Source organism: Serratia sp. YWN4, assembly GCF_055790845.1.
This window is the reverse complement of record NZ_CM147696.1, coordinates 3,564,794-3,591,089: the sequence shown is the minus strand read 5'-3', so window position 1 is coordinate 3,591,089 and position 26,296 is coordinate 3,564,794. Positions and strand designations below refer to the sequence as shown.

The following is a 26,296-nucleotide window of genomic DNA, read 5'->3' as shown; positions in this document are numbered from 1 at the left end:
GCAATAACGGGTTAGCCACGGGCAATTTTGCTCAGTTGCTCAACGGCTGCGCTGATTTCCCCCGGTGTCAGGGCGGAGAAGCCCAGTAGCCAACCATCGCGCCGTGCCTGTGGCGTCATAAACTGTGCCGCCAGGCCGGGGGTGATCACCCCTAATTGCTGCGCTTGCCGGGTTAAGCAGGCTTCCTGGCCGGGTGGCAGCCAAAGGGTCAGTTGCAAGCCACCGCTGGCCGGTTGTGGTGTGGCGAAGTCCTTCAACTGCTGTTCTACCTGCGTCAGCAGCCAGTCGCGGCGGCTGCGATACAGCTGGCGCATGTAACGGATATGCGCCGCAAAATGCCCCTGCTGGATAAACTCTGCCGTTACCGCCTGCATCAGTTGGGCGCTGTGGCCGTCGTACAGCGTGCGGGCGGTGCTGAATGCGGTGACCAGCTCTAGCGGCACAACCAGATAGGCCAATCGCAGCGAGGGGAACAGCGTTTTGGAAAAGGTGCCGAGATACAGCACATTACCGTGGCGATCCTGGCTCTGCATGGCGGGCATCGGCTGGCCGTCGTAGTGAAACTCGCTGTCGTAATCATCCTCAATAATCCAACTTTGCTCACGCCGCGCCATCTCCAGCAGGGCCAAGCGTCGCGGCAAGCTGAGTGCCACCCCGGTAGGGTAATGATGAGCGGGAGTCAGATAGATCAGGTGTGGAACGGGCAATGCGCTATCGGGCCGCAGGCCTGCCTCATCGACATTGACCGGGATCAGATGGGCTCCAGCGCTGGTAAAAGCGTTTCTGGCCCCGAGGTAACCGGGTTCTTCCATCCATACCTTGTCGCCATGATCGAGTAACAGAGTGGCGATCAACTGCAATGCCTGCTGTGAACTGGTTAACACGATGACCTGTTGCGCATCACAGTTCACCCCGCGAGTTTGACCAACGTAACCGGCAATGGCTTCACGCAGTGGCAGGTAACCTTGCGGGTCGCCATAGCGCAGCAGCTTTTCACCGCGCACGCGCAGTTGCTGAGCGGTGAGCTGTTTCCACAGTTTCAACGGGAATGCCCGCAGATCTGGTGAACCGGCGGCAAACGGCAGGGGTTGCTGCGGATCGTGGCAGCCACCGGTTTGCAGAATCGATGTGCCACGCTGCGACAGCCGCAACTGGCCAGTCATTTTGCGTACCGCTACTGGCTTGACGATCTGAATAGCGACAAAGGTGCCTTGGCCTACCCGACGCTGTAGATAGCCTTCGGCTTCCAGTTGTGCATACGCTGCTTCGGCGGTAACGCGCGAAACTCGCAGGTCTGCGGCTAACAGGCGTGAAGAGGGTAAACGTTGGCCTGCGCTTAACGCACCGCTGTGGATCGCGTTGCGCAAGGTGCTACAAACCTGTTCACGTAGCGTAGCGGCAGCGTTTTCCGGCTGTTGAAACAGGGTCAGTAACACCTGATGCATGATCGGTCTTATCATTGAGTGAGAATTGGTATCAATGATAAGACCAAAATCGGGCATGATTGTCACTCGTCTTTCTGCACAGGAACCTTCGCTATGACCACTGCATCACTCGTTCTGGCTTTCCCTCCCGCTAGCGCCGCACAGAGCCTGGACTATCTGACGGCCAAGCTCAGTTATTACGCCGATTCATCGGATGTGGCAGAGGATTTACGCAACGGCATCAGCGGCATGGTGGTGATCGATACCCGCGCCGAAGCGCTGTATGCCGCCGGGCATATTCCCGGGGCGATCAGCTTCCCGCACCGCCTGATGGATGAACAGAGCACTGCCGCACTGGATCGGGACAAGGTTTATGTCACCTACTGCGACGGCATCGGTTGCAACGGTTCCACCAAAGGCGCTTATAAACTGGCAAAACTGGGGTTTCGGGTGAAGGAGTTGATCGGCGGGCTGGACTTCTGGCAACGCGATGGCCATCCGCTGACCATCGGGGTTGAAACAGGAAGTATGCAAGGGCAGAGCAACGTTGCGGAGTGCGGCTGCTAAAACAGCCAGATCAGTAGCAAGGCCAGCACCAGGAGGATGGCAATCAGCACTAGGGGTTTACTGAACGTGGCTTGCAGCGGCTGTGGCAGCACGGCAATCAGCGAGTGGAGCAACGGTTGCGGCGGCACGTTTTCACTGGTTAACGGCTGGCCATGGCTTTTCTCCAGGCGGCGAGTAAACAACTGCTGAATAACATCGTTGATCTGCGTATGGGTCAGCGGTGTATTCAGGCCGCTGCTGAAACGCGTCTGGCAATAGTCGCTGAGCTGTTGCTGTTCCTGCTGGTCTGCCGGTTGCTTCAATACCACCAACAGGTTGTGCAACGTGGGGGCACTTTGTGGGCTGAGCGCCACTTTCACCTGCAAGAATTGGCTGAGTAGTTGGAAATGGCGCGCGGGCAGCGGATCGTGGGTGTTTACCCCCACCAGATCGAACAGCGCTTGCCATATTTTAAGCGGCGCTTCACCGGTAGCGGCGCTGAGTTTGGTCACCTGCTGTTGCAGATGCTGGTGTTCCGCAGGCAGCAATGGGCGATCGCTGGTGATGGTTTGCTGTGGATGAGGGATGGTCAGGCTGCCGGTTTGCAGCAGGTTGAGCACCTGTTGCAGTTGCGGAGGGCTTAACTGGCTTAACACCGTGTGGCCAAACTGCTGGCGGATAAAATCACTCACCGCCAAGCGGTTATTGCCCTGCGGTAACAGATCGGTCAATTGTTGCAGTAATTGACGGCTGGCATGGCTTTGCTGCGCTAGGGTAAGACGGTTCTGTAACAGCTGTTCAGCGGGTTGGAAATGGCGCGCCAGCAGTTCGCTACTGTTGTCTGCTCCCAGTTCATGACGCAGGGTAGCCCAGATTTCTGCCGATTTGGCCGGGCTGAGCGCCATGATTTTCACGATCAGTTTTTCAAGCTGGGTGCGCTGCGCCGGAGAGAGCGGGAGCTCGTCGGAGTGCGGAACGTTGCCCTGGGCCGGAGGGTGATTAGGGGCGTTGGGGGCACCTGGCCCACTCAAAGGTTGCATATCACCCGTCCTTCGCGGCAAAGAGAATCAGTATACCCGGCGAGAAGCACAGGTTGAATCGGTCATGATACCTGTAATTCGGTGCTATCAATACCGCCATCAAGACATTTCTTTACAGGCCAATCGTTGCGTATCTGGTTTACGCCGCTAAGATAAGCGCAGATACGGGATTGGGAACGTTATGATTAATCGTCAGCGGATTGCAAAATGGTTTTTATGCCTGGCTTGCCTGGTAATGCTCACCTGCATCACCCAGCGCATGGCGGGTCTGCATGCGTTGCAATTGGCGATGGTTTTTTCCTCCGCGAGCGCCAGCCCCGTATTGGTAACGGGTGATGATGCTGAAGCGGCGGTCACTCCCTGTGAGTTGAGCGCCAAATCGTTGTTGACTGCACCGCCGGTGATGTTTGAAGCCCTGCTGTTTGGCCTCGGCATGTTGCTGGTATTACTGGCACCCATCATTGCTCCGCGCTTGCGCATCCCGCCGCCTCGAGTCATTTCCCCCACCACCCTCAGGGTTCATCTTCGATTATGCGTGTTTCATGAATGAGTTAATCCCCCGTCAGATTCGGTGATTAATTAATTTATGGAGAAAAAACATGTTGAATATCATCAGGCTGGCCTTCGCTTGCCTGCTATTACTGTGGCAGCCTGCGTTACAGGCGGCGGACAGCGGCTGGCTGCAAAGCCCGCAAAACCATCACGCTAAAGTCAGGCTGCGTGCCGATACCAGCAACGGTGCTGAAACCCGCGTATTGCTGTCTGTTGAACTGGAAAAGGGCTGGAAAACCTACTGGCGATCGCCGGGGGAAGGCGGTATTGCACCTGCGATCGTCTGGCAGGGCGATCCCCCTGCGGCAACCTGGTTCTGGCCGGTTCCCCAACGTTTTGACGTGGCAGGGATTTCTACTCAGGGCTATCACGATCGGGTGACCTTGCCGATGGTGCTGAAAGGGAGCCCCCCTCAGCAACTCGCGGGCACGCTGACGCTCTCGACCTGTAACAACGTCTGCATTCTGACCGATTACCCATTCAGCCTGGATCTCGGTGCGCCGAACGATACGCAGTTTAACCACGACTTTGCTCAGGCGATGGGGCAGGTGCCGATCGCCAGCGGCCTGCTCGACAGCATCCGAGCCGGTTATCAGCGCGGTGAATTGCAAATCAGCGCCGAGCGGGCGGCAGGCTGGCAACAGCCGGAGTTGTTTTTCGACACTCTAGAGGATGCCTCTCTGGGCCAGCCCAAGGTAAACCACGACGGGGCTAACTTGCAGGCGCGCATCCCGGTCAGCGACGGCTGGGGCGAGGCGGCCCCCGATCTGCGCGGTAAAACGCTGCGGTTGGTGGTCAGCGATGGTGGATTGGCTCAGGAAGCGACGCTGACCATCGGCGGGCCACTCGGATTGTCTCCCTTGAGTGGTTTCCCATTATGGCAGGCGGTGCTGATGGCGTTAGCCGGTGGCTTTATCCTTAACCTGATGCCTTGTGTGTTGCCGGTGTTGGGCATGAAGTTGGGCTCGATTTTGCAGGTAGAGCAGCGCGATCGGCGCAGCGTGCGCTTACAGTTCCTGGCTTCCTCCGGCGGCATTGTGGCGTCGTTTATGGCGCTGGCGTTGCTGATGACGCTATTACGGTTAAGTAATCACGCGCTCGGTTGGGGCATTCAGTTCCAGAACCCGTGGTTTATCGGCTTTATGGTGCTGGTTACTTTGCTGTTTAGCGCCAACCTGTTTGGCCTGTTCCATCTGCAACTCTCTTCCTCGCTCAATACCCGGCTGGCAACCCATAACGGCCAGGGGCTGAGCGGGCACTTCTGGCAGGGGGCATTTGCCACGCTGCTGGCGACGCCGTGTTCCGCGCCTTTTCTGGGAACCGCGGTGGCGTTTGCCTTGGCGGCACCGTTGCCGGTGCTGTGGGGCATGTTTGTCGCGCTGGGGCTCGGTATGAGTTTGCCGTGGCTGTTCATCGCCGCCTGGCCTGCATTGGCGCTGCGCTTGCCGCGTCCGGGCCGTTGGATGAACGGTATGCGCCTGGTGCTTGGCCTGCTGATGTTGCTGTCTTCGCTGTGGCTGCTTAGCCTGATGAGTAATCATATTGGTATGCAATCGACTCTGATTACCGGTGCGGTGTTGATGCTAGGCCTGCTGTTGGCGGTTTGGCAACGGCTGGGATGGCGTACCGCAGCCAGCGTGGCGGCAGTGGGCGGTTTGGCACTGCTGATCGGTTCGTTCAGCGCTGGCCTGTGGCGGCAACCGCTGCATGACAATATTGCTTGGCAGCCGTTGTCTGAGCAGGCGATCACTCAGGCACTGGCTCAACATAAGCGGGTGTTTATCGATGTGACCGCCGATTGGTGCGTCACCTGCAAAGTCAACAAGCTCAACGTGCTGATGCGCGATGATGTGCAACAAGCCCTCAGTGCTGACGATGTGGTGGCGCTGCGCGGCGACTGGAGCCGACCATCAGCGGCGATCTCCGCCTTCCTGCAACAGCGCGGTAGCGCCGGGATCCCGTTCAACCAAGTTTATGGCCCTGGCAGCCCGCACGGTGAGGTGATGTCACCGCTGTTAAGCCGTGATGCCGTGCTGAAAGCCCTGTCTGCCGCCAAAGGAACCGAACAATGAAAACATTACTGATTTTGCTGATGTTGATAATCACCCCAGCTTGGGCCGCTGCGCCCTTTACTGCCGAGCAGGAGGCGCGGATTAAGGTGCTGATCCGCGAAACGCTGGTGGCTAACCCGCAGATTCTGGCGGAGGCGGCCGATGCCTGGCAGCAGCAAACCAGCAATCAGGTACTCAAACAACAAGACAAAACCTTGTTCGGCGATCCCGCCAGCCCGCGTTTAGGGGCCAAAAATGCCAAACTGACGCTGGTGGTTTTTACCGACTACAACTGCCCGTACTGCAAACAGTTTGATCCGTTGCTGGAGAAGATCGTCAAGCAATATCCCGAGGTGGCGCTGGTGATGAAACTGGTGCCCTTCAAGGGCGAAAGCTCGATCGCCTCGGCCCGCGTTGCGCTCACCACTTGGCAACAGCACCCGGAACAGTTTTGGCCGCTGCATGAGCGTTTGATGGCCAAAAAAGGCTTTCACGATAATGCCAGTATCGCGGCGGCTCAGCAGAAAACGGGCGTTACGCCGGTAGCCCCTAGCGAGCAGAGCATGACCACGTTGCGTACCAATATGCAACTGGCAGAACAGTTGGGGGTGCAGGGCACGCCCGCCACCGTGATTGGCGACCAGATCTTGCCGGGCGCGGTATCCTATGAGGATCTGGAGGAACTCGTGAAGCAGCAATTGGCAAAGGTGAAAAATGGCTAAGCTAACGCGTTGGGCGCGTGAACTGCTGGTGCTTGCGCTGATAGTGTGGGCTGTGATGCTGGCCATGGATTGGCTGCGTGCGCCGCAGGCTCCCCCGGCTTTCAATAACCAGATGCTGGAAACGCTCGACGGTGAACTGGTATCACTGACCCAACTCAGCCAAAGCAAACCGCTGTTGGTTTACTTTTGGGCCAGTTGGTGCAGTGTTTGCCGTTTTACGACGCCAAATGTCGCTAAGCTGGCGGCCAACGGCGGTAATGTGCTGAGCGTGGCGCTGCGTTCCGGTGATGATCGGCAGGTTGAGCAGTTTCTGGCTCACAAACAGTTAAGACTGCCGGTGGTTAACGATCGGCGCGGCGAACTGTCGGCGCAGTGGCAGGTGGGTGTGACGCCGACCTTTGTGGTGATCTCTCAGGGCAGGGTGGTGCAGAGCACTACCGGCTGGACCAGCTATTGGAGCATGAAACTGCGGCTGTGGTGGGCCGCGGTTTAATTACTCTGCACCTCGGCGATTGCCCGGCATAGCCGGGCGATCCCTTCTTCGATCAACTCTGGCGTATTGGCGGCAAAGTTCAGCCGCAGCCCCTGCGCCCCACGCGCTTCATCGGCATGAAAACACTCACCGCGCGCAAAGGTGACGCCTTGCTGCCAGGCGGCGGGCATTAACGCCGTGGTGGTGATGGAGGCTGGCAGTTGCAGCCAGATAAACAAGCCCCCTTCTGGCACCTCAAACCGGCAGCCCGTTGGCAAGTGCTGCTGCAATGCTGCCACCATGGCATCGCGATGCAGGCGATAGACCCTTCCCGCCCGGCGTAGCTGTTTGTCGTAGCGGCCAACGGTGACAAAAGCATCCAGGGCACGCTGGATCAGGTTGGAACTGGTGAAGCTGTCGACGTGTTTCAGCGCTGACAGGCGCAGATAATGTTCGCTGTCGGCCACCAGATAACCGATACGCATACTGGGTAGCAACATTTTGGAAAAGGTGCTGACATAAATCACCGTACCCGGCGCTGCCAATGCGCGCAGCGACGGCAGGCTTTTGCCGTTGTAACGCAGATCGCCAACAAAGTCGTCTTCCAGAATCACGATGCCCGCTTGCTGCGCCAGGGCCAGCAAACGGCGGCGGCGCGCCTCACTCAGGCAGCGCCCGGTCGGGTTGTTGAAGTTGGGGATGGTATAGATCATTTTCGGCTGATGCTGCTGGATCAACGCGGGCAGCAGGTCAACGCACATGCCGTGCCGATCGCTGGGAACGGAGACAATGTTGATGCGGTGCAGGCGCAGCAGGCCCAGCGCTTCGGCATAGGTGGGCTCTTCGACAATCACCGTATCGCCCGGCTGCAACAGCGTCTGGAAAATCAGGCTGATGGCATGCTGCGAGCCGTTGGTGATCAGTACCTGTTCGGCGCGGGTGGGGATCCCTTGTGCGGTCAGGATGCGCCCCAGCGTGTCGCGCAACGGGTAGTAACCGCAGTAATCACCGTAGCTGAAGGCCTCCTCCGCGTGGCGACTGAGGATCGACAGCAGAATTTTGCGAAACTCCTCCAGCGGGAACACTTTAGGGCTGCCAACCCCGGCAGCAAAGTTGATGATGTGCTCCGGCAGTGGGATATCCGGGTAGCCGTCCAGCCGCGAAGTGGCGGTAGTGAAGCGAACGAGCGGGAAGGGTTCACTGGAAAGGGGCTGCTGCCGGATAGGAACCGGTTGCTGATGGCGAACATAAGCTCCGCTACCGCGCCGCTGTTGCAGCAATCCTTTGGCAGTCAGTTCGGCATAGGCATTTTCCACCGTCAGGCGGCTGACGGAGAGCTTGGCTGCCAGGCTGCGCGTTGAGGGCAGCTTGTCGCCATCGGCAAAAGTACCACTCAGAATGGCGCGGCGTAACGCCTCTTCGATTTGCAGATACAGCGGAATATCCTGCTGGCGATCTAACGGAATATGCATGCAAACTGGCCCGGTGTCTGAAAGGATTTTTTAATATATCCCATTATTATAAGGCTTCAAGCAAAGAAAAGTGGCCTGCATAACATCGGGGTAAAGTGGCTATGGTGGCAAAATGTGGCCGCGTTAGAATCTCAGCCAGAATAGTTATCTGATGGATATTTGAGGCTGCTATGTCATCACCAACGAGTATTTCCGCAGAGCCGCTGGTAGGCGCTGGGTGTGTTTTAGCTGGCCGTAGCCAAGGTTATGCGATCGCCATTATCAGCGCCATGCTGTTGGCGTTTACCGCGATCATTATCCGTGCGCTGACGGAGTATTTTCACCTGCCGACTTTTGTGCTGGCCTTTTGGCGTGCGGCGTTGGTGGCGGTGGTGCTGTTACCGCTGTTGTTGCTATTCAAACCTGAGTGGGCCCGCCTGCGGCGTGAGCAGGTGCTGTTTTATGTCGGTTACGGCCTGTTGCTGGCTCTCTTCAACGGTTTGTGGACGCTGTCGGTGGCCCTGAACGGTGCTTCGGTAGCCACTATCCTGACTTATTGCTCGGTGGGCTTCACCCTGTTTCTCGGTTGGGTGCTGTACAGCGAGCGTCTTAGCCCGCGTGAGCTGTTGGTGATTGCCGTCAGCCTGGTGGGCTGCTTTCTGGTGAGCAACGGCGACAGCATGGGCAACAGCCGCTTCGATCTGCTGGGGCTGGTGGTCGGCCTGTTGTCCGGCATCGGCTATACCCTGTATACCCTCGGCGGGCGCATTGCCAGCGAGCGGCGCTACCCGGTGTGGAACACTATTCTGTATGTGTTCGGTTTTTCTGCGGTTTATCAGTGGCTGTTTAACGCCACGCTGACGTTTTTCCCTCTGGCGGCGTTCCAGGGCATGACTGGCGATCTGTGGTTCCTGTCGCAAGGGGCACAAGGCATCCAGTGGAACGGTTGGCTGCTGTTGGTCACCTTAGCTGCCGGGCCGACATTGTTGGGGTTCGGCCTGTACAATATCAGCCTGAAAACCCTGCCATTGGCGGTGGCTAACCTGATCCTGTCGCTGGAGCTGGTGTTCACCGCAGTGATCGCCTATTTCCTGTTGGGGGAAAACATGAATCAGCTACAACTGCTCGGCAGTGCGCTGGTGATGGGCGGAGTACTGATGCTGAAAAAGCGTGAAGGATAAGCCGCTGATCTTCGTTGAGCGTGCTGAAGGGCAATAGCAGCCCCCCGGTATCTCAAGTTAAAAAGCCATTTGGTTATTAACCTCAAAGTAATTGCTGATTTCTGCTGTTGTACGCTCACGGACATTTTGCAGTGTCATTTCTTCCTGAACCGTCCCCTCGACTGAGAAAAACTGAATATTATGCAGGCCAATCGTATTGAGTACGGTCTTAAGATAAGGAGTCAGAAAATCAGGTTGCCTTGGATTTTCTCCAGAAAATCTCCCGCCAGACGAGACGGCGACAAATACTGGACGATCGCGCAGCGTTCCGATCTTTCCTTCTGATGTATTGATAAATGTGATGCGTACACGTACTACGTGATCTACCCAGGCCTTCAAAGCGGAGGAAATAGTGAAGTTATGCATGGGTGCAGCAATGACAACATATTTGGCATCAATAAGTGACTGGATCAACTGATTGGACCGGTGTAATGAGCCTTGATTGGCCGTTCCGTCTGATGGTTCTACCGGATTGCTTAATGCAATAGCGTAGTCGTTGTCTATATGAGGTAGCTCAAAAGCATTAACCTCCGTGATATCGGCCGGGGTGTAATGGTTCAGTTTGAGAATATGGTCGACAATGACCTGTGACAGCCGCTGGCTTTCGGACTTTTTTCCACGCGGACTACAATTTATACGCAGGATACTCATAACGCTTATTTCCCTAATGGTTTGTTAAATCTGATCGCGCTGGTGAGGAGCCCTTGGCGGAAATAGAAACGCTGTGCCAGCGTATTGTTCAAGCCTGTATCGAGTACAAATTGCCGACAGTCTGATCTTACAGCAATTTCTTCTAGACTCTTGATGAGCGCGGCACCGGATTGATGACCACGGTTGTTCTTCGCAACGATCAGATCGTCTACATAAAGAAAACGGCCGTATATCAGGTTTTCCTGGATCCTATATCCAGCCAATGCAACCACTTCGCTACCTTCCCACATGGCCAGCAGACGATAGCCCTCTTGGCTCATGCGTTTAACGCGATTGATAAAGTCATTGGCGCAGTCGAGTCGGGGACGCAATTCCTGCATTACCCGAAACGATGCCCCTAGTTCTTCGTTGGTTTCAATCAAGCGTATGGCTGGCTTATTCATGGGGCACCCTTGCGAAATTTTTATTTATCCTACCGATGTCATGCCATACTGAAAAGTACCATAAATTGACTTATTAGCTGGTCCATGATCTCTTCGTCTTCCAAGAACTTCCTGCTTCTCTCCCCAACCAGCAAAGAGCCGCTTTATCGGCAGATTTATGACCGATTCCGCAGTGCGATAGAGGAGGGGATACTCAAGCCCGGGGATCGTATTGCTTCGGCACGTGCGCTGGCTAAGGAGCTGGGCGTGGCCAGAGGAACGATTGAAACGGCGTATGCGTTATTGAGGGCCGAAGGTTATATACAATCCCGTGGCCAGGCCGGAAGTGTCGTGACGCCAGGGTTGCACCCGTCGTCTGGCGCGATGCCGGTTGCCTCGCGGTCACGTCCGAAGGCGCTCAACTCAGGATCGCAATCCCCTGGTATTTTACCTTTCCAAATGGGCTTGCCTGCACTTGATGCTTTTCCTAGAAATACCTGGGCCCGGTTAAGTACCAGATACCTTAGAGCCGCTCAACCTGCTGATTTTGCCTATCCTCCTGCGTATGGCAACGAGGCATTGCGAAATGCAATTGCTGCATACCTCCGGGTTGCGAGAGGGATCCAATGCTCGCCAGCGCAGGTGTTCATCACATCGGGGTATCGCAGTACAGTGCAACTGGTGATACAGGCACTGCTGCGGCAGGGGGATCGGGTTTGGGTAGAGGATCCGGGCTATCCTCCGACTCGAGTGTTGCTGTCTCAGGGGGGAATGGTACCGATTACCGTTCCTGTTGATGGTGAAGGTTTGGTGGTAGCGCGCGGAATTGAGCTGGGCGAACAGGCGAGAGCGGCGGTTGTAACGCCAGCACACCAAAGCCCGCTCTGTATGTCGCTTTCACTCCTGCGGCGGCAGGCGCTTCTTGAATGGGCCTCGGTACAAAAAAGCTGGATTATTGAAGACGACTACGACGGTGAATACCGCTATGCCAGTCGGCCCCTTCCCGCATTAAAAAGCCTGGATCGCCATGGCCGGGTGCTCTATGCCGGAACCTTTAGCAAGGTCTTGTTCCCTGGGATCCGGGTTGCCTATCTGGTTGTCCCTGATGCGCAGGTAGAGAAATTTGAGCGGGTGAGTACGGTGCTGGCGGACGGGGTGCCCGCGGTGACACAGGCAACGATCGGCGCTTTTATGGCGGATGGGCATTTTTCCCGTCATATCCAGAGTATGCGCCGACTCTATAGCGAACGCCGTGACGCTACTGCCAGAGGTTTGGCACAGGCTTTCGGTTCGCGGATACATATTGAACCACAACCCGGTGGTATGCACTTGGTCGTGCGCATCAGCGGGGAGCAGACCGACAGACAATTGGCCAGGCTGATGATGCAACAGGGCATGTATGCCGAGCCTTTGTCGAGCTGGTCATTTGGCGAGAACCGTGAGGCAGGGCTGCTGTTGGGCTTTACGAACATCAACTCTCAGGTTCATGCTGAGGCGCTTGGAACGCGAATTGTGCATCTGATGAGAGACTCATTGATATAAAAACCTGTAATCGGCGGCGGTTCTTTTGAGGTTTGTTCATGACCCGGGTTAATCACCGCGGGATAATATCTCATGTGGCATCAAGAAGGGGCCGATTGCGGCCCCTTAGGTGATTAGTCTACCTTGGCGGCTTCTACGGTAATGCTGCGGCGCTTGCGCAGTTTACGCAGTAACGGCGGCAGCACCAAAACGGCAACGGCCAGCACCAGCAGGCATTGCGCAATGCTGCTGCTCCACAGGATGCCGAATTCACCGTTGCTGATCGACAGCGCGCGACGCAGGTTCTGCTCCAACATTTCTCCCAGCACAAAACCGAGGATCAGCGGCGACATCGGGAAGTGCATCTTCCGCAGCAGATAGCCAAATACCCCAAGCCCGACCATCAACAGCAGATCGAAGGTAGTGCTGTGCACGGCATAAACCCCGACCGCAGAGATGGCGGCAATGGCGGGCACCAGGAACCACAGCGGCACGGTCAGCATGCGGGTGAACAGACCGATCAACGGGATGTTCATGATCAGCAGCATCACGTTGGCGATCAGCAGTGCGGCGATCAGCCCCCAGACGATGTCCGGTTGCTCGGTGAACATCGCCGGACCCGGGGTGATGTTATACAGCGTCAACGCCCCCATCATCACCGCCGTGGTGCCGGAACCCGGCACCCCCAGCGTCAGCATCGGGATAAACGAACCGCAGGCCGACGCGTTGTTGGCGGCTTCCGGCGCAGCCACGCCACGAATGTCCCCTTTACCAAAGGAGTCGCTGTTGCCGCTGATCCTCTTCTCGGTCATATAAGTCAGCGCACTGGCAATGGTGGCCCCCGCGCCCGGCAGGATGCCGACGAAAAAGCCGATAAATGAGGAGCGCAGGGTAGGGCCAACGCATTCTGCCGCCTCTTTGCGATTGAACAGCAGACGGCCGGTTTTGCGGATCAGTTTCTGGCCGGAACTGGTGCTTTCCAGCATCAGCAGGATCTCACTGACCGAGAACAGACCAATCACCACCACGATAAACTGAATACCGTCGGAAAGGTGCACGCTGTCGAAGGTGAAGCGGTAAACGCCGGTATTGGCATCCACCCCCACCGTCGCTAACCCCAGGCCGATCAGCGCTGCCAGCAGCGATTTCAGCGGGTTTTCGCTCATCATGCTGCCAAGGCAGGCGATGGCAAACACCATCAGTGCGAAGTATTCCGCCGGACCAAAGGCCAGCGACCAACGCGCCAGCATCGGGGCGAACAGGATGATCCCCATGATGGCAATCAGTGAACCGACAAAAGAGCTGACCGCCGAGATCGACAGCGCCACACCTGCACGCCCTTGCTGTGCCATCGGGTAGCCATCCAAGGCGGTCATGATCGCGGCGGCATCGCCCGGCACGTTGAGCAGAATCGACGAGATACGCCCACCATACTCACAGCCGATATACACCGTGGCCAGCAGGATCAGTGCTGATTCTGCGGGTAATTTCAACGCGAACGCCAGCGGCAGCAGGATCGCCACGCCGTTGATTGGCCCCAGGCCGGGCAGCAAACCGACGATGGTGCCGACGAAGCAGCCGATCAGAGCGATAATCAGGTTCTGTGGCAACAGCGCCACTTCGAACCCTTGTGACAAATACATCCAGGTTTCCATCATCGTCTCCGTTAGCTCAGCCAAGCGCCGAGTGGCAGCGTGACATCGAGTAAATAATCAAAGGCGAAAAACAGCGACACGCCCATTACTACGCCAGAGATCAACGCGGCCGTTACCGTGGCCTGGAACAGCATACCGATGCTGAAGGTCAGCAACGCCGTCGCCAGCGGGAAGCCGAGCCATTCAAATCCCCAGGCGTACAGCACCAGCGTAATAATCAGTATCAGCAGGCGTTGCAGCACTTTTTTATGCGGCCATTCGATAACCTGCGGTCTGCGTAGCAGCAACAAGGCTGCACACAGGGCCATCAGGCCGAGGATAGCCAGCGGAAAAGGGCGTGGCCCCAAGGGTTCATAGCTGTATTCGCTTTGAATGCCCCAGCCGATAAACAGGCCGCCGAGGCACAGCAACAGCCAGATGCAGGCAAAAATACGATCGCTCATAGGGTGCCTCGGGGTTTATTTGGCCAGACCGAACGTTTTTGCCTGTTCACGGTACTGGTTCACCTGATTTTTCACGTAGGCATCCAGTTCTTGACCGGTCATGTTGAACTCAAACAGGCCGCGCAGATCGCGCTGTTTCTTGAATTCATCGGTGGCCATGGTTTTCTTGAAGGTGTCGATCCACCATTGATACTCTTCTGCGCTGACTTTCGGGCCAATGTAGAAACCACGGATGATCGGCCAGACCAGATTAAAACCCTGCTCCTTGGCGGTAGGCACGCTGGCCAACTCACCCGGCAGGCGTTCTTCGGCATACACCGCCAGCACGCGGATTTTATCGCCCTGTAGGTGAGGCACCATCTCGCTCAGATCGCCGGATACCGCCTGAATGTGGTTGCCCAACAGCGCGGTGACCGGTTCGCCGCCGCCTTCAAACGCCACGTAACGCATCTTGTGCGGATCGATACCCACTTCGCGCGCCAGCAGCGCGGTTTTCATCCAGTCCTGGCTGCCGATGGAAGCCCCGGCACCAAACACCACGCTGTTCGGATCTTTTTTGAACGCCGCCATCAGATCTTGCAGCGTTTTGTAAGGCGAGTCGGCACGAACTGCGATCATGCCGTAATCGGTGCCTACGGCGGCCAGCCACTTCACGTCATCCACGTTGTAGCGGCCAAATTTCCCTTGCGACAGGTTCAGCAGCGAGCCGCCAGAGAAAGCGACCACGGTGCCAAACTCTGCCGGGCGCTGGGCGACGATGGCGTTATAGGCCACAGCACCCACGCCGCCGGGCATGTAGGTGACACGCATCGGTTTATCGATCGCTTTGGTTTCCTGCAACGAAACCTGGATCAGTTTGCAGGTAAGATCGAACCCGCCGCCGGGTTTGGCCGGGGCGATACATTCAGTGCGGCTCGGAGCTTCAATGGCGAATGCCTGGTTAGCGGCAAGCAGCAGCGCAGTAGCGGTCAGTGTACGGGTAATTATTGTTTTCATTGCTTTTCCCATCAGTTTTGTTTTGGATTGTGAGAGTCCCCGCTGACACGGGGTTGCTGAATTGTTAAAACAATAACCTTTCATTTACCTTTCACCGGGCTGCAAAGTTTACAGGATGTGATATGCGTCTCTTGTTAGTAGAAGATCACCCCGAGTTATCTCATTGGCTGCAAAAGGCCCTGACCGGCTTGGGATTTGCGGTGGATGTCGCCGCCGACGGGCTGATCGCCGATCACCTGCTCTTGCACGAAAGCTATGCGCTGGTGGTGCTGGATGTGGCGTTACCGCGGTTGAATGGTCTGGAGCTGCTGGCACGGCTACGCAAGCGCGGGCAGGAACTGCCGGTGCTGTTGCTGACGGCGCGGGCCGACGTGGCCGATCGCGTTAAAGGGTTGAACCTGGGTGCTGATGACTACCTCACCAAACCGTTTGAACTGAACGAGCTGGAAGCGCGCATTCGGGCGCTGCTGCGCCGCAGCGTTGGCGGTATGCAGCGAGCGCTGAAATACGGTGGGCTGACTTATCACGACGAAGGCTATTTCCTGTTGGGGGAAAAGCCATTAGCACTGACGCCGCGCGAACTGGCGGTGCTGACCGCCTTGATGCACCGCCGTGGCCGCCCGGTCGCCAAGCAGCAACTGTTTGAGCAGATATTTACCCTGACGGATGAAGCCAACCCGGAAAGTATTGAGCTGTATGTGCACCGGGTACGCAAAAAGCTACAGGGCAGTAACGTGATGATCGTGACGTTGCGCGGCTTGGGCTACAGCCTGGAGCTATGCGATGAAGTGGTTTAAAGCGCCGCGTTCGCTGTTTAACCAGTTGCTGCTGTTCTTTGGCTTGCCGCTGCTGGTGCTGGGGGGGATTTCGATCTACACCCACTATTTCAGCGCGATGAGTGCTGCAACGCTGGCGTACGATCGCACGCTGCTGGCTTCGGCGCGCACGGTGGCGGAACGGCTGGTGGTGCGCAATCAGCGGCTGGAAGTGGACGTTCCTTACGTGGTGCTCGACAGCTTTGAACGCAATATGAACGATCAGCTTTACTATCAGGTGATCTCCCCAGAGGGCAAAAGTATCTCCGGCTACAGCGATCTGCCCGAGATGCCTGCCTATATTCCGCGATCCAATCTTTACCCGGCGTTGGTGCATTTTTACGACGCTGATTACCGTGGTCGGCCGATCCGCGTTGCGGCGCTGTTTCAGCCGGTGAATGAGTCCGGCGTTGTGGGGATGGCGACCATCGTGGTGGCAGAAACGCTGGAATCCCGCCGCTATCTGGCGCGGCAGATGCTGCTGGCGGCATTGCTGAGCCAGGGAACGGTGGTGGTACTGACGCTGATCCTGGCTTATGTGCTGTTGAAAAAGGTGCTGAAGCCGATGCGTAAACTCTCCGGCATTATGCTGCGGCGCGATCCGGGGGAATTAACCCCTTTGCCGATGGTGCTGCCGTGGTCCGAAATGCAGCCGTTGCTGCTGGCGTTCAACCGCTATATTGAGCGGCTGCGGGTGATGGTGGCGCGTCAGGAGCGTTTTAGCGCCGATGCTTCTCACCAGCTCAGAACGCCGCTGGCGGTGCTGAAAACTCAGGTGGGAGTCGCACTGGCCAGCAATCGGCCCGAACAGTGGCGGGAGAGCCTGGAGGGGATGAGCACCACCTTGGATAGCACCGTGGCGTTGACCGATCGCTTACTGCATCTCTCACGCCTGAAGGCGCATGAGCGCGATGCCGATCGCCAGTTGCGGCCGGTTGACCTGGCGCAGGTATTACGCGATGCCTGTTTCTCACGTTTACCACAGGCGCGCAGCAAGCGCATCGATCTGGGCTATGAAGGCGCTGAACAGTGCATGGTCGCCGGGGAGGCTTTGCTGCTCACCGAGCTTTGCGCCAACCTGCTCGATAACGCGCTGAAATACACCCCGCCTCAGGGCATCGTGACCGCGCGTTTGGTGCTTGAGGGAAAACAGGGCGTACTGGAGATTGAAGACAGCGGGCCGGGCATTGCAGCGGAACAGACCCAAGCGGCGTTCCAGCCGTTCCATCGGTTGGATAACGTGGGCGCTCAACCGGGGGCAGGGTTGGGGCTGGCGTTGGTGAAAGATATTACCCATTACCACCGCACCCGCCCGGAACTGTTGGCCTCTGCTCTGCTAGGCGGCCTGTTGGTGCGGGTGCGTTTTGAGTTGTTACCCTGATGTTTGGCCCGAAAGTCACTCTTTACAGGTAGCTGGCACTTTTTTCCGCCCCAGCGGAGTGCGTAAGCGCTGCGACAGGATCACGCCCAGCAGGGTAATGCCGCCGCCAATCAGGTGATAGCTCTGCAAATGTTCGTGCAGGAAGAGTACGGCGATAATGGCGGTGAATACCGGTGCCAGATTCATAAAGATCGAGGCGGTATTGGCCCCCAGGCGCATCACGCCCTGGATCCACAGAAACGGTGCGAGAATAGACGCCGGAATGCCAGCGAACAGCACCAGCGGGATATTCTGGCTGTTAAGCTGTACATCCGGCGTCAGCAGGAAATTAGGCAGCAACAGCACCACGCCGAACAGGATCTGCACGTACAAGGATTGCCAGTTTGGCAAGGCGATCGCCCAACGTTTGGTGAGCACGCCGTATAACGCATAAGACGCCGAAGCGGCAAACATCATCAGTTCGCCCGGGCCGATGCCATGCTCCAGCAAGCGCCCCGGCTGACCGGCGCTCACCAGCCACACCAAGCCAGCCAGCGACAAAACAGTGCCCAGCGCGATGCCGACGGTGGGCGCCACGCGCAGCACGACAATGCTGATGAGTACGGTCAATAGCGGGATCATTGAGTTAAGAATGCCCATAAACAGCGCGCTGACGCTATGTGCGGCGTAATACGCCAGGCTTTGGTACAACACCATCCCCAACAGGCCGAGAATCAGCAGTTTCCACCAGTTGGCGCGCACCGCTGGCCAGTTGCGGATTACGCCCGGTAGTGCAAAAGGTGTCAGAACGATTAACGCCAGCAGCCAGCGGTAGAAGGAGATCGCCGCCGGATCGATGGCGGTTGCGGAAACTTTGCTGACGACGGCATTAATCGACCAAATCAGTACGGCCAGCAGCGGGAAAAGCATGTTCATGATAATTATTCTCAACAACGGATTACTTGCTGGCTAGTCTACCGGTGTCCGGTTTATTATATATAGTGATAATCAGACACTCTTTCGCGAAATCAAGACAACTTCACTATGGCTGAAACCCGCAATTCTCCTACCGCCGAGGTGGCGGCACCGCGTACCTTGTTCTTCCACTGCGAAGAGACCAATGCGGATACCGAATATCTGCCGCACAGCCACGACTGGGGGCAGTTGGTTTGCGTAAAAACCGGTGTGATTGCCTTGAACATCGCCGGGCAGCGCTTTCTGGCACCGCCGGAGTTTGCGGTCTGGCTGCCAATCGGCATGGAGCATTCCAGTTATAACCGCAAGCCCGCGTTGTTTCGCACGATCAATATTGCCAAATCGCTGTGCGTGGGTTTGCCGGAGCAGGCCTGTTTGCTCAACGTGTCGCCGGTGTTCAGCGCGATTGTTGAAGATTGCCTGGCGCGGCGGATGCTGGAACCGCAAAGCAAAGAGGATCTACGCCTGTGCCGGGTGCTGATCGATCAACTGCGTATTTCGCCGATCCAGCAAACCTATCTGCCAACCTCGCAGGACAAATTCCTGGCTCCGGTGCTGCAAGCGCTGGAACGTTGTCCATCGGATAATACCTCGCTGGCGGTATGGGCCGGGCGGGTGTATACCACTGAAAGAACCCTATCGCGCCGCTGTCAGCAGGAGTTGGGGATGTCGTTCAGTGAATGGCGTCAGCGCCTGCGCTTTTTGCACGCGCTTTCGCTGCTCGAACAGGGGAAAACCGTGCAGGAGGTGGCGCTGGATGTTGGCTACAGCTCAGCTTCCGCGTTTATCGTCATGTTCCAGCAGATTGCCGGAACCACCCCAGAGCGTTTCCGTCGCGCGTAACAACGCTTGGGTTTCTGCGCCATTCGGTGGCACACTATTTTGCAGCTTGAGCGCCAATCCCGTCGGAGAATAACGTGAAGATTTTAGTTGATGAAAATATGCCCTATGCGGTGGAACTGTTTGGCCGCTTAGGTGAAGCGCTGGCCGTGCCCGGCCGCCCGATCCCGCGTGATGCGCTGGCCGATGCTGACGCGCTGATGGTGCGTTCGGTGACCAAGGTGAACCAGGAACTGCTGGCGGGCACCGGTATCGGTTTTGTCGGCACCGCCACCGCGGGCACTGACCACGTTGATGAAGCGTGGTTGCAACAGGCGGGTATTGGTTTCTCGGCAGCACCCGGCTGTAACGCCATTGCGGTGGTTGAATATGTCTTTTCTGCCCTGATGCTGCTGGCCGAGCGGGATAGCTTTCATCTGCGCGATAAAACTGTCGGCATCGTCGGTGTGGGCAATGTGGGTTCCCGCCTGGATGCCCGCCTGAAAGCGCTGGGGGTGCGTACTCTGCTGTGCGATCCGCCGCGTGCCGATCGCGGTGATGCGGGTGAATTCTGGCCATTAGAAAAGCTGGTGGCTGAAGCTGATGTGCTGACTTTCCATACCCCGCTGAACAAGTCCGGCCCGTATAAATCACTGCACTTGGCCAACGCAGATCTGCTCGACGCCTTGCCGGATGACCGCATCCTGATCAACGCCTGCCGTGGTGCGGTGGTGCATAACGCCGCGTTGCTCAAGGTGTTGGAACAGGGCAAACGGCTTAGCACGGTGCTGGACGTGTGGGAACCGGAACCGGAACTTTCTCTGCCGCTGCTGGATTGGGTGGATATTGGCACCGCCCATATCGCCGGTTATACGCTGGAGGGCAAAGCGCGCGGCACCACTCAGGTGTTTGAAGCCTTCGCTCAACACCTGGGGCAACCACAGCAGATCGCACTCGCTTCGCTGCTGCCGGTGCCGGAATTCAGCGAAGTCCGCCTCAACGGGCCGTTGGATGAAGGCAAGTTAAAACGATTGATGCACTTGGTGTATGATGTGCGCCGCGATGATGCGCCGCTGCGGAAAGTGGCTGGGCTGCCGGGTGAGTTCGATCGCCTGCGCAAGCATTATCAGGAACGCCGCGAGTGGTCTTCGCTGCGGGTGCTGTGTGATGACAGCGCCAGTGCGGAACTGCTGCACAAGCTGGGTTTTGGCGTTCAATAAGGTTGCCTTAAGCAAATGGGGTTAACCTCTTTTATCCGGGCGGTGGTTTCACCGCCCGCTTGCAAATGAAATACTCTGGAGATGACCCAATGTCTGACGGCTGGAATATCGCTCTGCTTGGCGCGACGGGCGCAGTAGGTGAAGCGTTGCTGGAATTGTTACAGGAACGCCAGTTCCCGGTGGGTGAACTCTATCCTTTAGCCAGTGAACGCAGCGCGGGTGCGACGGTGCGTTTTAATGGCAAATCCCTGTTGGTGGAAAACGCCGAGGAATTTGACTGGTCCCAGGCGCAGTTGGCGTTTTTTGTCGCCGGGACTGAAGCGGCCGCTCGCTATGCGGAGGAAGCGGGCAATATGGGCTGCCTGGTGATTGATACCAGCGGCCTGTTTGCTCTGGAACCGGATGTGCCGCTGGTGGTGCCTGGCGTTAACCCGCAGGTGCTGGCGGATTACCGCAATCGCAATATCGTGGCGGTGGCCGACAGCATGGTGAGCCAACTGCTGACGGCGATTAAACCCCTCACCGAGCAGGCCGGGCTTTCCCGTTTGCATGTTACTACGCTGATGTCGGTTTCGGCACGTGGCAAAGTGGCGGTGGACGATCTGGCAGGCCAGAGCGCACGTTTGCTGAACGGCATTCCTGCCGAACCGGGCGTGTTTGCCACGCAATTGGCCTTCAACATCTTGCCTTTGATGGCCGATGAGCAGGGCAGCGTGCGTGAAGAGCGCCTGATCGTCGATCAGGTGCGCAAAGTGTTGCAGGACGAAGGGTTGCCGATCTCGGTAAGCTGCGTCCAGTCGCCGGTATTCTACGGCCACGCGCAGGTAGTGCATCTGGAAGCGCTGCGCCCGATCGCCGCAGAAGAAGCGCGCCAGGAACTGGAGCAGGCCGAAGATATTCAACTGAGTGAAGAAGACGATTATCCGACTCAGGTGACGGAAGCGTCCGGCAGCGATGTGCTGTGTATCGGTTGCCTGCGCAATGATTATGGTATTCCTGAACTGTTGCAGTTCTGGTCGGTGGCCGACAACGTGCGCTTTGGCGGCGCGCTGATGGCGATCGAAACCGCTGAACGCCTGTTGCAGGAGCAGATGTACTGATGTCTGAAGTGGAGTTGCCAACCCCACCAATGCTGAAAATTGCGTTGGGGATTGAGTATGACGGCAGCCGTTATTATGGCTGGCAACGTCAGCAGGAAGTCACCAGCGTCCAGGCTTGCCTGGAAAAAGCGCTGAGCAAGGTCGCGGATGCGCCGATCGGCGTGTTCTGCGCCGGGCGTACCGACGCCGGGGTGCATGCCACCGGCCAGGTGGTGCATTTTGACACCGCTGCGCGCCGCAAAGATGCTGCCTGGACGATGGGCGTGAACAGCCACCTGCCGCCGGATATCGCTGTGCGCTGGGTCAAGGAGGTCAGTAGTGATTTCCATGCGCGTTTTAGCGCCACCGCCCGCCGCTATCGTTACATCATCTTTAATCACCGTTATCGCCCGGCGGTGTTGCAGCAGGGGGTGACGCATTTTTATCACCCGCTGGATGCCGATCGCATGCACCGTGCGGCACAGGCATTGTTAGGGGAGAATGATTTTACCTCGTTCCGCGCCGTGCAGTGCCAGTCGCGTACCCCGTGGCGTAACGTAAAGCAGGTTAAAGTGACGCGCTACGGCGAATATATTGTGGTAGATATCAAGGCCAACGCCTTTGTACATCATATGGTGCGCAATATCGTCGGCAGCCTGATGGAAATTGGCTGCGGCAATCAGGATGAAAACTGGATGGCCGAACTGCTGGCGTTGAAGGACCGCAATCTGGCGGCCGCAACGGCGCGGGCAGAGGGGTTGTATCTGGTCGCTGTCGATTATCCTGAGCAGTTTGCCTTACCCCGGCCACCGATGGGGCCGCTGTTTTTAGCTGACGATTAAGCCGCCTGATGGCAGATTAATGCGTTGTTCACTGGTGCAAGCGCCGAGTGGGAGAGACATTCGGTTAGACGAGAGAGTTTATGGACATCATCATTAATTTTATTCTTTATATTGTTGATTTCATTCTGCATATTGACGTGCACTTGGCGGAACTGGTGGCGCAATATGGCATGTGGGTTTACGCCATTCTGTTCCTGATCCTGTTTTGTGAAACCGGGCTGGTGGTGACGCCGTTCCTGCCGGGAGATTCCCTGCTGTTTGTCGCCGGTGCGCTGGCCGCGTTGCCGTCCAACGATCTCAACGTACACACCATGGTCGTTTTGATGGTGATTGCGGCGGTGATCGGTGATGCCGTCAACTATACGATTGGCCGGTTGTTTGGCGAGAAGTTGTTCAGCAACCCGGATTCAAAAATTTTCCGCCGTAGCTATCTGGATAAAACCCATCAGTTTTATGAGAAGCATGGGGGTAAAACCATTATTCTGGCACGATTTGTGCCGATCGTGCGGACATTTGCGCCGTTTGTTGCCGGGATGGGGCATATGTCCTATCGTCATTTCGCTGCGTATAACGTGATTGGTGCGCTACTTTGGGTACTGTTGTTCACTTATGCTGGTTACCTTTTTGGCGACTTGCCGATCGTGCAGGAAAATCTGAAATTGTTGATCGTTGGGATCATCTTTGTTTCAATTCTGCCGGGCATTATTGAGATTTGGCGCCACAAGCGCGCAGCTGCCCGCCAGCAAAAACAGTAAAAACAGCGCTTAACCTATCGGTTCGACCAGTTTTTTATCCACAGAATCGGGCCGATATGGTTTAATGAGCGACATTTATGGTCTGTTCCTGCGAACAACCTTGAAACCAGTGCCTCGGCAGCGCGCAGGTCGTGCTTAGCTCGGGGGCTTTTTCATTAGGTCTGTTTTCGGGGGGATTGTTACAGCATGAACAGCGGACTGGCGTCTGCCAGGTTCAAACAGAAAGGTCATCGATGAGCTGGATTGAACGAATTCTTAACAAGAGCAATATTACACAAACCCGTAAGGTGAGCATTCCCGAGGGGGTTTGGACCAAATGCGATAGCTGCGGCCAGGTTCTCTATCGTGCCGAGCTGGAGCGTAATCTTGAGGTTTGCCCTAAGTGCGATCACCACATGCGTATGTCGGCGCGTATGCGTTTGCATACCCTGCTGGACGAAGGCAGTGAAGTGGAGTTGGGCAGCGAACTGGAGCCGAAAGATGCTCTGAAGTTCAAGGATTCCAAGAAGTATAAAGACCGCTTGGTTGCCGCACAGAAAGCGACCGGCGAGAAAGACGCGCTGGTGGTGATGAAGGGCACGCTGTACGGCATGCCGATCGTTGCGGCCTCCTTCGAATTCGCCTTTATCGGCGGTTCGATGTCTTCCGTGGTCGGTGCGCGCTTTGTGCGTGCGGTTGAGCAGGCGCTGGAAGATAATTGCCCGCTGGTCTGCTTCTCCGCCAGCGGTGGCGCGCGTATGCAGGAAGCGCTGATGTCGCTGATGCAGATGGCGAAAACCAGCGCGGCGTTGGCCAAATTGCAAGAACGTGGTCTGCCGTACATTTCTGTACTGACCGATCCGACTATGGGCGGCGTTTCTGCCAGTCTGGCAATGTTGGGCGATATCAATATCGCCGAACCGAAAGCGCTGATTGGTTTTGCTGGCCCGCGCGTGATCGAGCAGACCGTGCGTGAAAAACTGCCGCCGGGCTTCCAGCGCAGTGAGTTCCTGATCGAAAAGGGCGCGATTGATATGATCGTGCGCCGCCCGGTGATGCGTCAGACCTTGGCAAGCATTCTTTCCAAGCTGACCAACCAACCGCAGCCGCAGTTTGATGATGCAGCCCCGGTTACCGCACAAGAAAATCAGGCTGATGCCTGATCCGCAAAGGAGCGGCCGCACCGGCAACTGACCGGTGCGGTATTTCAATCGCTATGTTGTGGCTAAGCGCGGTTGAAAACGCAAAGCGTCGCCTTACGGGTATATGAAGCGATGGAATCCATGCAAAACCACTCAATTCCCCAAGCCACGTCGCCATTGAGCTCGTGGCTTTATTATCTGGAACGCTTGCACAGCCAGGCGATCGAACTCGGCCTGGAGCGCGTGCAGCGCGTTGCGGCGCATCTTGACTTGCTCACCCCTGCTCCCACGGTATTCACCGTTGCCGGTACCAACGGCAAAGGCACCACCTGCCGCACGCTGGAAGCCATTCTGCTGGCCGCCGGGTTGCGCGTCGGTGTCTACAGTTCGCCGCACCTGGTGCGTTACACCGAACGGGTGCGCGTTCAGGGTGAGGAACTGAGCGAAGCGGAACACAGCCGTTCATTGGCGTTCATCGAAGCCGGGCGAGGTGAAACCTCTCTGACGTACTTCGAATTTGGCACGCTGTCGGCGTTGCAACTGTTCAAACAGGCTAAGCTTGACGTGGTGATCCTGGAAGTCGGATTGGGCGGGCGCTTGGATGCGACCAATATCGTCAACCCGAGCGTGGCGGTAGTAACCAGTATCGCTTTGGATCATACCGACTGGCTGGGTAACGATCGCGAGAGTATTGGCCGCGAAAAAGCGGGGATTTTCCGCAGCGGTAAACCGGCGATCGTCGGCGAACCGGATATGCCACACAGCATTCAGCAGGTGGCCGAAAATTTGGGCGCCTCATTGTATCGCCGTGGCGATGCCTGGAGCTTCAGCGAGCAGGGTGAACGTTGGCAGTGGGAAGGGTGCGGTACCAGGCTGACTAATCTGCCTATGCCGAACGTGCCGCTGGCGAATGCGGCCACCGCGCTGGCAGCGCTGCACTATGCTGCGCTTGAGATTGATGAGAAAGCGATTTTTGCCGGGTTGCAGCAGGCGGCGTTGCCAGGGCGCTTCCAGATTGTGCAGCGGGATCCGCTGCTGATCCTGGACGTTGCGCATAACCCGCATGCGGCAGGTTATCTGGCCGGGCAACTGGCGAAGTTGCCGCGTAATGGCGGCAAGGTGCGGGCCGTGGTGGGCATGCTGTCAGATAAAGACATCGCCGGTACGCTGGCTTGCCTGAGCGAGCAGGTGGATGCTTGGTACTGCGCACCGCTGGAAGGCCCACGTGGTGCCAGCGTTGAGCTGTTGGCGCAGTATTTAACGGAACCACAGCAGTTTGCCGATGTTCAAACGGCTTGGCGTCAGGCGATGCAGGATGCAGATATTCAAGACATTGTGATCGTCTGTGGATCGTTCCACACCGTTGCCCATGTGATGGCGGCGCTAGACGAGAGGCGGGGAGTGTGAGTGGCAAGTAAATTTCAGAACCGACTGGTTGGCACCGTGATTCTGGTTGCCCTGGGGGTCATTATCCTGCCGGGGTTACTGGACGGAAAAAAGAGGCATTATGAGGATGAGTTTGCGGCCATTCCTCTGGTGCCGAAACCGGGTGATGCGCACGAAACCGACGTGATACCGCTGGTGAATCAGCCGTTGCCAGCCCAGCCACCGGAAGGTGCGGGGGCGTTGGTTGAGCAGCAGGCCGCGACCGAAGCAGCAGCACAGCAGGCGGCGAATCAACGGGCGCAGCAGCAGGAACAGCAGCAGCCTGTGTTGGTGACACCACCGCCGATCGAAACCAAACCGATACAGCAGCCCAAACCGGTAGAAACCAAACCGCTGGAAGTGAAGCCAAAACCGGTAACACCGCCGAAGGTTGAACCTAAGCCGGAAGTGAAGCCGGAGCCTAAGCCAGAACCAAAACCAGCGGCTGAGGAAAAAGCGCCGGTAGGGCAGGCTTATGTGGTGCAACTGGGGGCGCTGAAAAATGCCGCCAAGGTTAACGAGATCGTCGCATCGCTGCGTTTGTCTGGCTACCGAGCCTATACTGTGCCTTCAACGCCGGTACAGGGGGAGATTACCCGGATCTTCGTCGGCCCGGATGCGTCGAAGCAGAAGCTGCAAGCGTCGCTGCCTGCACTGAATGGCATCAGTGGCCTGAGCGGGCAAGTGAAAGCTTATAGCGCACGTTGATGAATGTTATT

At 57.1% G+C, this 26,296-nt stretch carries 26 protein-coding genes; 17 read left to right on the top strand and 9 right to left on the bottom strand.

Going from position 1 to position 26,296, the window contains the following annotated elements; translation table 11 throughout:
• Positions 1-11: 11 nt before the first annotated feature.
• Positions 12-1,445, bottom strand: coding sequence for a MocR-like pyridoxine biosynthesis transcription factor PdxR (pdxR, locus tag ACX9GT_RS16895; RefSeq protein WP_473187857.1), 1,434 nt, complete (start codon positions 1,443-1,445; stop codon positions 12-14).
• 93 nt (positions 1,446-1,538) lie between these two features.
• Between pdxR (ACX9GT_RS16895) and ACX9GT_RS16890 the strand changes: the two genes are divergently transcribed.
• Positions 1,539-1,991, top strand: coding sequence for a rhodanese-like domain-containing protein (locus ACX9GT_RS16890; protein WP_473187856.1), 453 nt, complete (start codon positions 1,539-1,541; stop codon positions 1,989-1,991).
• Here the strand turns inward: ACX9GT_RS16890 and flk are convergent.
• On the bottom strand, positions 1,988-3,010 hold the full coding sequence (flk, locus tag ACX9GT_RS16885) for a flagella biosynthesis regulator Flk (RefSeq protein WP_473187855.1): 1,023 nt from the start codon (positions 3,008-3,010) through the stop codon (positions 1,988-1,990). The genes ACX9GT_RS16890 and flk overlap by 4 nt on opposite strands.
• A 181-nt stretch (positions 3,011-3,191) precedes the next feature.
• On the opposite strand from flk, the gene ACX9GT_RS16880 reads away from it, so the two are divergent.
• Genes ACX9GT_RS16880 through ACX9GT_RS16865 form a run of 4 tightly spaced genes read left to right on the top strand, consistent with a single transcriptional unit; the run spans position 3,192 to position 6,828 of the window.
• Entirely contained in the window at positions 3,192-3,560 is a 369-nt protein-coding gene (locus ACX9GT_RS16880; RefSeq protein WP_473187854.1) for a copper resistance protein, read from the top strand.
• Between the two features lie 49 nt (positions 3,561-3,609).
• Complete coding sequence (locus ACX9GT_RS16875; protein ID WP_473187853.1) at positions 3,610-5,634, top strand: protein-disulfide reductase DsbD family protein; 2,025 nt, start codon at positions 3,610-3,612, stop codon at positions 5,632-5,634.
• Complete coding sequence (locus ACX9GT_RS16870) at positions 5,631-6,335, top strand: DsbA family protein (protein ID WP_473187852.1); 705 nt, start codon at positions 5,631-5,633, stop codon at positions 6,333-6,335. The genes ACX9GT_RS16875 and ACX9GT_RS16870 overlap by 4 nt, the downstream gene beginning before the upstream one ends.
• Positions 6,328-6,828 (top strand): protein disulfide oxidoreductase, encoded by a 501-nt coding sequence (locus ACX9GT_RS16865; RefSeq protein ID WP_473187851.1) that lies wholly within the window; start codon positions 6,328-6,330, stop codon positions 6,826-6,828. Before ACX9GT_RS16870 ends, ACX9GT_RS16865 begins: the two co-directional genes overlap by 8 nt.
• On the opposite strand, the gene pdxR (ACX9GT_RS16860) is transcribed toward ACX9GT_RS16865, so the two are convergent.
• Positions 6,825-8,279 carry a MocR-like pyridoxine biosynthesis transcription factor PdxR gene (gene pdxR / locus ACX9GT_RS16860; protein WP_473187850.1) on the bottom strand — a complete coding sequence of 485 codons (1,455 nt, stop codon included), beginning with the start codon at positions 8,277-8,279 and terminating at the stop codon, positions 6,825-6,827. The two genes, ACX9GT_RS16865 and pdxR (ACX9GT_RS16860), sit on opposite strands and share 4 nt — an antisense overlap.
• A 170-nt stretch (positions 8,280-8,449) precedes the next feature.
• Here pdxR (ACX9GT_RS16860) and ACX9GT_RS16855 point away from each other — a divergent pair, with 170 nt between their 5' ends.
• Entirely contained in the window at positions 8,450-9,439 is a 990-nt protein-coding gene (locus tag ACX9GT_RS16855) for a DMT family transporter (RefSeq protein WP_473187849.1), read from the top strand.
• Between the two features lie 57 nt (positions 9,440-9,496).
• On the opposite strand, the gene ACX9GT_RS16850 is transcribed toward ACX9GT_RS16855, so the two are convergent.
• Together ACX9GT_RS16850 and ACX9GT_RS16845 are read right to left on the bottom strand one after the other, a co-directional pair.
• Positions 9,497-10,129 carry an FMN-dependent NADH-azoreductase gene (locus ACX9GT_RS16850; protein WP_473187848.1) on the bottom strand — a complete coding sequence of 211 codons (633 nt, stop codon included), beginning with the start codon at positions 10,127-10,129 and terminating at the stop codon, positions 9,497-9,499.
• Positions 10,130-10,134: 5 nt separating this feature from the next.
• A complete protein-coding gene (locus tag ACX9GT_RS16845) occupies positions 10,135-10,572 on the bottom strand; it encodes a GNAT family N-acetyltransferase (protein ID WP_473187847.1) in 438 nt (145 codons plus the stop codon).
• 84 nt (positions 10,573-10,656) lie between these two features.
• On the opposite strand from ACX9GT_RS16845, the gene pdxR (ACX9GT_RS16840) reads away from it, so the two are divergent.
• A complete protein-coding gene (gene pdxR / locus ACX9GT_RS16840; RefSeq protein ID WP_473187846.1) occupies positions 10,657-12,093 on the top strand; it encodes a MocR-like pyridoxine biosynthesis transcription factor PdxR in 1,437 nt (478 codons plus the stop codon).
• Between the two features lie 113 nt (positions 12,094-12,206).
• Here the strand turns inward: pdxR (ACX9GT_RS16840) and ACX9GT_RS16835 are convergent, their stop codons facing one another.
• Genes ACX9GT_RS16835 through ACX9GT_RS16825 form a run of 3 tightly spaced genes read right to left on the bottom strand, consistent with a single transcriptional unit; the run spans position 12,207 to position 15,166 of the window.
• Positions 12,207-13,727 (bottom strand): tripartite tricarboxylate transporter permease, encoded by a 1,521-nt coding sequence (locus ACX9GT_RS16835; RefSeq protein WP_473191618.1) that lies wholly within the window; start codon positions 13,725-13,727, stop codon positions 12,207-12,209.
• 11 nt (positions 13,728-13,738) lie between these two features.
• Positions 13,739-14,170, bottom strand: coding sequence for a tripartite tricarboxylate transporter TctB family protein (locus ACX9GT_RS16830; protein WP_473187845.1), 432 nt, complete (start codon positions 14,168-14,170; stop codon positions 13,739-13,741).
• Positions 14,171-14,185: 15 nt separating this feature from the next.
• Entirely contained in the window at positions 14,186-15,166 is a 981-nt protein-coding gene (locus ACX9GT_RS16825) for a Bug family tripartite tricarboxylate transporter substrate binding protein (protein ID WP_473187844.1), read from the bottom strand.
• A gap of 122 nt (positions 15,167-15,288) precedes the next feature.
• Between ACX9GT_RS16825 and tctD the strand changes: the two genes are divergently transcribed.
• Both tctD and ACX9GT_RS16815 read left to right on the top strand, forming a co-directional pair.
• Positions 15,289-15,963 (top strand): transcriptional regulator TctD, encoded by a 675-nt coding sequence (gene tctD, locus ACX9GT_RS16820; RefSeq protein WP_473187843.1) that lies wholly within the window; start codon positions 15,289-15,291, stop codon positions 15,961-15,963.
• Positions 15,950-17,362, top strand: a complete 1,413-nt coding sequence (locus tag ACX9GT_RS16815; RefSeq protein WP_473187842.1) for a sensor histidine kinase — start codon at positions 15,950-15,952, stop codon at positions 17,360-17,362. The genes tctD and ACX9GT_RS16815 overlap by 14 nt, the downstream gene beginning before the upstream one ends.
• Positions 17,363-17,377: 15 nt before the next feature.
• Here the strand turns inward: ACX9GT_RS16815 and ACX9GT_RS16810 are convergent, their stop codons facing one another.
• Positions 17,378-18,277 carry a DMT family transporter gene (locus ACX9GT_RS16810; protein ID WP_473187841.1) on the bottom strand — a complete coding sequence of 300 codons (900 nt, stop codon included), beginning with the start codon at positions 18,275-18,277 and terminating at the stop codon, positions 17,378-17,380.
• 108 nt (positions 18,278-18,385) lie between these two features.
• Here ACX9GT_RS16810 and ACX9GT_RS16805 point away from each other — a divergent pair, with 108 nt between their 5' ends.
• From ACX9GT_RS16805 to dedD, 8 genes are all read left to right on the top strand, one after another.
• Positions 18,386-19,159: an AraC family transcriptional regulator gene (locus ACX9GT_RS16805; RefSeq protein ID WP_473187840.1), complete on the top strand. Its 774-nt coding sequence runs from the start codon at positions 18,386-18,388 to the stop codon at positions 19,157-19,159.
• A gap of 74 nt (positions 19,160-19,233) precedes the next feature.
• A complete protein-coding gene (locus ACX9GT_RS16800; protein WP_473187839.1) occupies positions 19,234-20,355 on the top strand; it encodes a DUF3410 domain-containing protein in 1,122 nt (373 codons plus the stop codon).
• Positions 20,356-20,444: 89 nt separating this feature from the next.
• The gene (locus ACX9GT_RS16795) at positions 20,445-21,455 is read left to right on the top strand and encodes an aspartate-semialdehyde dehydrogenase (protein ID WP_473187838.1); all 1,011 of its coding nucleotides are present in this window, start codon (positions 20,445-20,447) and stop codon (positions 21,453-21,455) included.
• Positions 21,455-22,276 carry a tRNA pseudouridine(38-40) synthase TruA gene (truA, locus tag ACX9GT_RS16790; RefSeq protein WP_473187837.1) on the top strand — a complete coding sequence of 274 codons (822 nt, stop codon included), beginning with the start codon at positions 21,455-21,457 and terminating at the stop codon, positions 22,274-22,276. Before ACX9GT_RS16795 ends, truA begins: the two co-directional genes overlap by 1 nt.
• Positions 22,277-22,356: 80 nt before the next feature.
• Positions 22,357-23,031 carry a DedA family protein gene (locus ACX9GT_RS16785; protein ID WP_473187836.1) on the top strand — a complete coding sequence of 225 codons (675 nt, stop codon included), beginning with the start codon at positions 22,357-22,359 and terminating at the stop codon, positions 23,029-23,031.
• A 233-nt stretch (positions 23,032-23,264) separates the two neighbouring features.
• Complete coding sequence (gene accD, locus ACX9GT_RS16780; protein ID WP_473187835.1) at positions 23,265-24,173, top strand: acetyl-CoA carboxylase, carboxyltransferase subunit beta; 909 nt, start codon at positions 23,265-23,267, stop codon at positions 24,171-24,173.
• Positions 24,174-24,293: 120 nt separating this feature from the next.
• Positions 24,294-25,559 (top strand): bifunctional tetrahydrofolate synthase/dihydrofolate synthase, encoded by a 1,266-nt coding sequence (gene folC / locus ACX9GT_RS16775; RefSeq protein WP_473187834.1) that lies wholly within the window; start codon positions 24,294-24,296, stop codon positions 25,557-25,559.
• Complete coding sequence (gene dedD, locus ACX9GT_RS16770; protein WP_473187833.1) at positions 25,560-26,285, top strand: cell division protein DedD; 726 nt, start codon at positions 25,560-25,562, stop codon at positions 26,283-26,285. It abuts the gene before it with no gap.
• Positions 26,286-26,296: the final 11 nt, after the last annotated feature.

What these genes read in the sequence shown, in the direction of transcription:
- ACX9GT_RS16855 (WP_473187849.1), top strand. Translation starts at nt 8,450, where the DNA reads ATGTCATCACCAACGAGTATTTCCGCAGAGCCGCTGGTAGGCGCTGGG.
- ACX9GT_RS16815 (WP_473187842.1), top strand. Translation starts at nt 15,950, where the DNA reads ATGAAGTGGTTTAAAGCGCCGCGTTCGCTGTTTAACCAGTTGCTGCTG.
- folC (WP_473187834.1), top strand. Translation starts at nt 24,294, where the DNA reads ATGCAAAACCACTCAATTCCCCAAGCCACGTCGCCATTGAGCTCGTGG.
- accD (WP_473187835.1), top strand. Translation starts at nt 23,265, where the DNA reads ATGAGCTGGATTGAACGAATTCTTAACAAGAGCAATATTACACAAACC.
- ACX9GT_RS16850 (WP_473187848.1), bottom strand. Translation starts at nt 10,129, where the DNA reads ATGAGTATCCTGCGTATAAATTGTAGTCCGCGTGGAAAAAAGTCCGAA.
- ACX9GT_RS16845 (WP_473187847.1), bottom strand. Translation starts at nt 10,572, where the DNA reads ATGAATAAGCCAGCCATACGCTTGATTGAAACCAACGAAGAACTAGGG.
- ACX9GT_RS16785 (WP_473187836.1), top strand. Translation starts at nt 22,357, where the DNA reads ATGGACATCATCATTAATTTTATTCTTTATATTGTTGATTTCATTCTG.
- ACX9GT_RS16870 (WP_473187852.1), top strand. Translation starts at nt 5,631, where the DNA reads ATGAAAACATTACTGATTTTGCTGATGTTGATAATCACCCCAGCTTGG.
- pdxR (WP_473187857.1), bottom strand. Translation starts at nt 1,445, where the DNA reads ATGCATCAGGTGTTACTGACCCTGTTTCAACAGCCGGAAAACGCTGCC.
- ACX9GT_RS16865 (WP_473187851.1), top strand. Translation starts at nt 6,328, where the DNA reads ATGGCTAAGCTAACGCGTTGGGCGCGTGAACTGCTGGTGCTTGCGCTG.
- ACX9GT_RS16810 (WP_473187841.1), bottom strand. Translation starts at nt 18,277, where the DNA reads ATGAACATGCTTTTCCCGCTGCTGGCCGTACTGATTTGGTCGATTAAT.
- ACX9GT_RS16830 (WP_473187845.1), bottom strand. Translation starts at nt 14,170, where the DNA reads ATGAGCGATCGTATTTTTGCCTGCATCTGGCTGTTGCTGTGCCTCGGC.
- ACX9GT_RS16880 (WP_473187854.1), top strand. Translation starts at nt 3,192, where the DNA reads ATGATTAATCGTCAGCGGATTGCAAAATGGTTTTTATGCCTGGCTTGC.
- ACX9GT_RS16805 (WP_473187840.1), top strand. Translation starts at nt 18,386, where the DNA reads ATGGCTGAAACCCGCAATTCTCCTACCGCCGAGGTGGCGGCACCGCGT.
- pdxR (WP_473187850.1), bottom strand. Translation starts at nt 8,279, where the DNA reads ATGCATATTCCGTTAGATCGCCAGCAGGATATTCCGCTGTATCTGCAA.
- flk (WP_473187855.1), bottom strand. Translation starts at nt 3,010, where the DNA reads ATGCAACCTTTGAGTGGGCCAGGTGCCCCCAACGCCCCTAATCACCCT.
- tctD (WP_473187843.1), top strand. Translation starts at nt 15,289, where the DNA reads ATGCGTCTCTTGTTAGTAGAAGATCACCCCGAGTTATCTCATTGGCTG.
- pdxR (WP_473187846.1), top strand. Translation starts at nt 10,657, where the DNA reads ATGATCTCTTCGTCTTCCAAGAACTTCCTGCTTCTCTCCCCAACCAGC.
- ACX9GT_RS16875 (WP_473187853.1), top strand. Translation starts at nt 3,610, where the DNA reads ATGTTGAATATCATCAGGCTGGCCTTCGCTTGCCTGCTATTACTGTGG.
- ACX9GT_RS16835 (WP_473191618.1), bottom strand. Translation starts at nt 13,727, where the DNA reads ATGGAAACCTGGATGTATTTGTCACAAGGGTTCGAAGTGGCGCTGTTG.
- ACX9GT_RS16795 (WP_473187838.1), top strand. Translation starts at nt 20,445, where the DNA reads ATGTCTGACGGCTGGAATATCGCTCTGCTTGGCGCGACGGGCGCAGTA.
- truA (WP_473187837.1), top strand. Translation starts at nt 21,455, where the DNA reads ATGTCTGAAGTGGAGTTGCCAACCCCACCAATGCTGAAAATTGCGTTG.
- ACX9GT_RS16890 (WP_473187856.1), top strand. Translation starts at nt 1,539, where the DNA reads ATGACCACTGCATCACTCGTTCTGGCTTTCCCTCCCGCTAGCGCCGCA.
- ACX9GT_RS16825 (WP_473187844.1), bottom strand. Translation starts at nt 15,166, where the DNA reads ATGAAAACAATAATTACCCGTACACTGACCGCTACTGCGCTGCTGCTT.